The organism is Lysinibacillus sp. (assembly GCF_032093475.1).
Lineage (GTDB): Bacteria > Bacillota > Bacilli > Bacillales_A > Planococcaceae > Lysinibacillus > Lysinibacillus irui.
Genome location: NZ_DAMDAY010000171.1, coordinates 1 through 6,995 on the forward strand (window position 1 = coordinate 1; position 6,995 = coordinate 6,995).

Below are 6,995 nucleotides of genomic sequence, written 5' to 3' on the forward strand. Positions count from 1 at the left end.
GCAGTACCAGATCTACAAACGATTTTACATGTGGACAGTGAGACAAGAAAAATAGTGTTGGACATGGTAAAATAACGAGAGCAATGTATCGTTAACTAATCGCTATTAAAGGTGGGGTATTATGCAAACAGCCATTGCATTTATATTAATATTTGGTATGCTCGTCTTCTTTCATGAACTTGGACATTTCTTATTCGCTAAACGTGCAGGTATCTTAGTACGTGAATTTGCCATCGGAATGGGTCCCAAAATTTATGGGAAAACGCATGGAGAAACAATGTATACTATTCGTTTATTGCCTATCGGAGGATACGTACGTATGGCCGGCGAGGATATGGATGGTACTGAATTACAGCCAGGCTACCGAATAGGACTCATTGTAAATGAGGATAATATTGTTAAAAAAATTATTTTCAATCAAAATAATAAGCAGCTACCAGATTTATTATTTTTAGAAGTTGAGCGTGCTGATTTAGAGAAGGACTTGTTTGTAGAGGGCTATGATGAAGAAGAGCGCCTAGTTCGCTATCAAGTAGCAAGAGATTGTGTTCTCGTGGAAAATGGTCGTGAACTGGTCATTGCACCGCATGATCGTCAGTTTAATGCAAAAACAGTTGGTCAACGAGCGATGACAATCTTTGCTGGGCCATTGTTTAACTTTATTTTGGCATTTGTTATTTACTTAGTGATTGGATTAATCCATGGTGTCCCAACATACGAGCCTATCATCACTGAAGTAGTTGAAAATGATCCTGCTGCACAGGCAGGAATGCTTGCAGGGGATAAAGTAACGGCCATTAATGGACAAGTTGTTGAAAAATGGCAGGATTTAGCTGCCATCGTTCAAGACCATCCGAACGAAGATATTAAGGTGACTGTTGATCGAAATGGACAATCTGTTAACTTGAATATGACAGTAAAAGAAGTCCAACAACAAGATGGCGAAAAATATGGACAAATTGGTGTTCGTTATGAAAGCCCAAGAGAATTTAATCCATTAAAAGCTGTTGTATATGGAGCTCAAGAAACTTATAATATGACCGTTAAAATTTTTGAACTGCTAGGTATGCTGATTACAGGTAAGTTTACCATTGATGCACTTTCAGGTCCGGTAGGTATTTATAAAGCAACTGAGCAAGTAGCCCAGTATGGTATTATGAACTTAATGAATTGGGCAGCCATGCTAAGTATTAACTTAGGGATTATGAACCTACTCCCATTACCTGCACTTGACGGTGGTCGTTTATTATTCTTTGGCTTTGAAGCTTTACGTGGAAAACCAATTGACCGTCAAAAAGAGGGAATTGTTCATTTTGTAGGAATCGTGCTACTAATGATCTTAATGGTGGTCGTTACATGGAACGATATACAAAGATTCTTCTTTTAATATTGATTAGCTATTCCGATAAATTACAGTTAAATGAAGTTTGATTTTCTAGCTTTGAGCGCATTTTCTATGAAACATTGCGCTCAAAGCTAAATTTGTTTATGCTATTGAGAGTATAAACTTATCTATTGAAAAAGGTGGAACACTGAATGAAGCAAAGTAAAACATTTATCCCAACGTTACGTGAAGTACCTGCTGATGCTGAGGTAAAGTCACATAAGCAATTACTACGTGCAGGGTTTATTCGTCAAAATACAAGTGGGGTATACTCGTATTTACCGCTTGCAAAACGTGTCTTAACAAAAATTGAAACAATTATTCGTGAAGAAATGGAAGCGATCAATTCAATTGAGCTTTTAATGCCATCACTACAATCTGCAGAGCTTTGGCAGGAGTCAGGTCGCTGGGAAAAGTACGGTCCAGAATTAATGCGCTTAAAAGATCGTCATGATCGTGATTTCGCCTTAGGACCAACACATGAAGAAGTGATTACCACTTTAGTGCGTGATGAAATTAAATCCTATAAAAAATTACCGTTAACATTGTATCAAATTCAAACAAAGTTCCGTGATGAAAAACGTCCTCGCTTTGGCTTACTACGAGGAAGAGAGTTTATTATGAAAGATGCTTATTCTTTCCATGCATCACGAGAAAGCTTAGATGAAACGTATGAAGATATGTATCGTGCATATTCTAATATTTTCTCTCGTTTAGGCTTAAACTACCGTGCTGTTATTGCAGATGCGGGATCTATCGGTGGGAAAGGCACACATGAATTTATGGTGCTTTCTGAAATTGGAGAAGATACGATTGCCTATTCAGATTCATCTGATTATGCGGCTAATATCGAAATGGCTGAAGTAATTGTCAACTATCAACCTTCTGATGAGGCTTTAAAAGAAGTTGAAAAAGTAGCTACCCCAGATCAAAAAACAATTGAAGAAGTATCAGCATTCTTAAAAGTAGAGCCTGCCAATGTCATTAAATCTTTAGTTTTTGACGTGGATGGAGAGCTTGTTGTGGTCCTAGCGCGTGGGGATCATGAAATCAATGATATTAAATTGAAAAATGCACTTGAAGCAGGCTCTGTGGAACTAGCAAGTGAAGCAGCAATTCGTGATTTATTAGGCTGTGGCGTGGGTTCAATTGGACCTGTGAAATTACCTGTCGATGTAAAAGTAGTTGCAGATCATGCGATTAAATCAATTCGTAATGGTATTGCAGGTGCAAATGAGGATGGATTCCATTTAGTAAATGTCAACCCAGAGCGCGATTTTGCTGTGAATGATTATTTAGATATTCGTTTTATTCAAGAGGGAGACCCTTCTCCAGATGGACAAGGTATTATCAAATTTGCGGAAGGTATTGAAGTTGGTCATATTTTCAAATTAGGTACTACATACTCTGCTAAAATGAATGGTACTTTCTTAGACGAGCAAGGGAAGGCCCAACCATTTATTATGGGTTGCTATGGTATTGGTGTTTCTCGTATTTTAGCTGCTGTAGCTGAGCACTTCCAAGATGAAAATGGCTTTACATGGCCAGCACAATTAGCACCATACGATATTCATGTTGTTCCTGTTAATACGAAAGATGAGGCACAGGTTGCTTTAGCAGATGAGCTATACGGCTTATTAAAATCATATCGTTATGATGTTCTTTTAGATGATCGTGCTGAACGTGCGGGTGTAAAATTTGCTGATGCTGATTTAATTGGTTTACCTGTTCGTGTAACAGTTGGTAAAAAAGCAACTGAAGGTATTGTAGAAGTGAAATTCCGTCAAACAGGTGAAACGTTTGAATGGAAAAAAGAAGAAGTAATTGATCACTTAAACGAATTTTTCCGTAAAAATTAATGGTTTATTACTGGGCGGTTATAATTGGAAGTCAATGCTTTTGATAGAGGCTTTCGTATAATTTTGATAAGATAGATATAAATAAATTCGCGACACTTCTGCGGGACAGTGAGCCAAGCAAAATAGAACAGATGGTACAAACTCTGTTAAGCTTGAAGAGCGCCCGCAGTGAGGGAGCGAATTTTTTTCTTGAATTCTCGTCATGTGTTAAGGCGAAATAGAAGATGAGGCTTTATGGACTGCCTCTTTCTGAAAGTAGGTGTCGATAGATTGGAACAGCAACAAGAGGCAAGAATGAGATTTCGAATGCTCTTGCAGCAACTTGAGTTAACAGATGATGTATACATGTCATTTTTTGAAGAAGGTGAATTATCACGTCTTACTGTCCATAAAAAGGACAGACTGTGGCATTTTACTATTAGATTAAGAGATATTCTTCCGTTTCCACTTTACCAGCTTTTCCGCACTCATTTAACAGAGAAATTTGCAGCAATAGCGCAAATATATACAACGTTTGAGACGCTAGAAAAAAGTGTAACAGAGGAACTTGTGCAGGCTTACTGGTTAAGTGTTGTTGAGCAAATTGATGAGATGGCGCCAACACTAAAAAGCTGTCTTATTTCCCAAATGCCAATGTGGAATGGTCAAAAAATAACGTTATCCTGTATGCAGGAAATGGAATATATGATGTTAAAAACAAAGTATGCAGACAAACTGGCAGAAAGCTATAGTCAGTTTGGTTTCCCGCATATGGCAATAGATTTTGTACTACAGGAAGAAACCGAGGAAATGATTGCTGCTCAGGAAGCATTTATGGAGCAGAAGCGTATAGAGGAAGCGGCATTGGCTCAGCAAGCAATGCAAGATTTCCAAAAACGAGAGCAGGAGAAAAAGGACAATCCAGCAGCAGCGAGCCTAGGAGATCGTCCATTCCAACTTGGGATTCATATTAAAGATGATGAAACGATGGAAATTAAACGAATTGTCGAAGAAGAGCGTCGTGTCATTATAGAAGGTTTTGTCTTTGATACCGAAATTAGAGAACTGAAAAGTGGGCGTTCCTTATTACAAATTAAAATTACCGACTATACAGATTCTATCGTAGTCAAAATGTTCTCTCGAGATAATGATGATGCAGAATTGATGCAGCATTTGAAAAAGGGTATGTGGGTAAAAGTTCGAGGCTCCGTACAAACAGATACGTTCATCCGTGATTTAATTGTCATGGCCAACGACATTAATGAAATCAAAAAAGAAACACGACAGGATCTCGCACCTGAGGGTGAAAAACGTGTTGAATTGCATTTGCATACACCAATGAGTCAAATGGACGCTGTTACGCCTGTTGATCGACTAGTAGCACAGGCTGCAAAGTGGGGTCACCCAGCTATAGCTATTACAGATCATGCGGTTGTACAATCTTTCCCAGAAGCATATGCAGCAGGGAAAAAACATGGGATTAAAATAATTTATGGTCTAGAGGCTAATTTAGTTGATGACGGGGTTCCGATTGCCTATGCTCCAGAGCATCGTTTATTAGCAGATGCAACGTATGTTGTCTTTGACGTGGAAACGACAGGATTATCTACAGCTTACGATACAATCATTGAACTTGCCGCAGTAAAAATTAAAGATGGCCAAGTCATCGATAAATACGAAAGCTTTGCGAACCCTCATCATCCACTTTCAGCTACTACAATTGAATTAACAGGGATTACAGATGATATGGTTCGAAACGCACCAGAAGTAGAGCAGGTTATTAAGGAGTTTCATGCATTTATTGGTGATGCGATTGTCGTCGCTCATAACGCATCATTTGATATTGGTTTCTTGTATACTGGCTATAAAAAATTTGGTCTTGAAGAAACGGTACATCCAGTAATTGATACGTTAGAGCTTGCCAGATTACTTTATCCTACGATGAAAAACCATCGCTTAAATACATTGTGTAAAAAATTCAATATTGAATTAACACAACATCACCGAGCGATTTATGATACTGAGGCGACTGGATATCTACTGCTGCAACTTTTAAAAGATGCAGATGAATTAGCCATCAAATACCATGATGACTTTAATAAGCACATAGGTGGGGGTGACGCCTATAAAAAGGGGCGACCAATGCATTGTACAATTTTAGCAGTCGACAATGCAGGTTTAAAAAATTTATTTAAACTGGTCTCACACTCCCATACCAAAACATTCTATCGTGTTCCTCGTGTGACACGAGCTGTCCTCGAGCAATATAGAGAAGGTTTGTTGGTCGGTTCAGGATGTAATAACGGCGAATTATTCGAAACAATGATGAATAAATCACCTGAGGAAGCAGAGCAAGTCGCTCGTTTCTATGACTATATTGAGGTACAACCGAAGGCGGTCTATGCTCCTTTAATTGAACGCAATGTCGTGCGTGATGAATGGACATTAGAGGATATTATCCGTAAGCTTGTGAAATTAGGGAAGAAGCTAGATAAACCTGTTGTGGCCACTGGTAACGTCCATTATTTAGATCCGACAGATGCTATGTTTAGACAAATACTTATAGGGTCTCAAGGTGGGGCGAATATTTTAAATCGTTCCAAGCTACCAGAAGTTCATTTTAGAACAACAGATGAAATGCTGAAGGAATTTGACTTTTTAGGACCTGACCTTGCAAAAGAAGTCGTGGTGACAAATGCTCAAAAAATTGCTGCAAGCATTGGGGATGTTAAACCGATTAAAGATGACCTTTATACACCAAAAATTGAAGGCTCAGATGATGAAGTAACGAATTTAACCTATGAAATGGCTCATCGTATTTATGGTGAAGAGTTACCTGAAATTGTAAAGGCTCGAATTGAAAAGGAATTAAAATCAATTTTAGGTCACGGGTTTGGCGTAATTTACTTAATTTCGGCCAAGCTAGTGAAAAAATCATTAGCTGATGGCTATTTAGTAGGTTCACGTGGTTCGGTTGGTTCCTCATTAGTTGCAACCTTTATGGAAATAACAGAGGTAAACCCACTACCTCCTCATTATGTTTGTCCCAATTGTAAGCATTCCGAGTTTTTTGATGATGGTTCGGTTAGCTCTGGCTTCGACTTGCCAAATAAGGACTGTACAGAATGTGGCACGCCATATAAAAAAGATGGCCAAGATATTCCATTTGAAACCTTCCTTGGCTTTAAAGGGGATAAGGTACCAGATATCGATTTGAACTTTTCAGGTGAATATCAGCCACAAGCTCATAACTATACAAAGGTGCTATTTGGAGAGGATTACGTGTACCGTGCTGGAACTATTGGTACCGTTGCGGAAAAAACTGCATATGGCTATGTAAAAGGTTATGCGAGTGATCATAATCTACATTTCCGAGGAGCAGAAGTAGATCGTTTAGTTCAAGGCTGTACAGGTGTAAAACGTACAACGGGACAACACCCTGGAGGGATAATTGTAGTACCTGATTATATGGATATATATGATTTCTCTCCTGTACAGTACCCAGCGGATGCACAGGATTCGGAATGGCGGACAACTCATTTTGATTTCCACTCTATCCATGACAATATTTTAAAGCTGGATATACTAGGACACGATGATCCGACTGTTATTAGGATGCTCCAGGATTTATCAGGAATTGATCCAAAAACAATTCCAACCGATGATCCTGTCGTAATGAAAATTTTTAGTTCTCCAGAAACTTTAGGGGTAACAGAAAAACAAATTGGCTGTAAAACCGGAACTTTAGGTATTCCAGAGTTTGGTACCCGCTT

Annotated in this window: 3 protein-coding genes; all 3 read left to right on the top strand. The window is 38.7% G+C overall.

The window, feature by feature from the left end; translation table 11 throughout:
* The first annotated feature begins 121 nt into the window (after positions 1-121).
* On the top strand, positions 122-1,387 hold the full coding sequence (gene rseP / locus RT445_RS22320; RefSeq protein WP_274796001.1) for an RIP metalloprotease RseP: 1,266 nt from the start codon (positions 122-124) through the stop codon (positions 1,385-1,387).
* 149 nt (positions 1,388-1,536) lie between these two features.
* Positions 1,537-3,243 (top strand): proline--tRNA ligase, encoded by a 1,707-nt coding sequence (locus RT445_RS22325; protein ID WP_274796003.1) that lies wholly within the window; start codon positions 1,537-1,539, stop codon positions 3,241-3,243.
* Between the two features lie 270 nt (positions 3,244-3,513).
* A partial coding sequence (locus RT445_RS22330) for a PolC-type DNA polymerase III (protein ID WP_313471591.1) occupies positions 3,514-6,995 on the top strand: 3,482 nt, incomplete at its 3' end.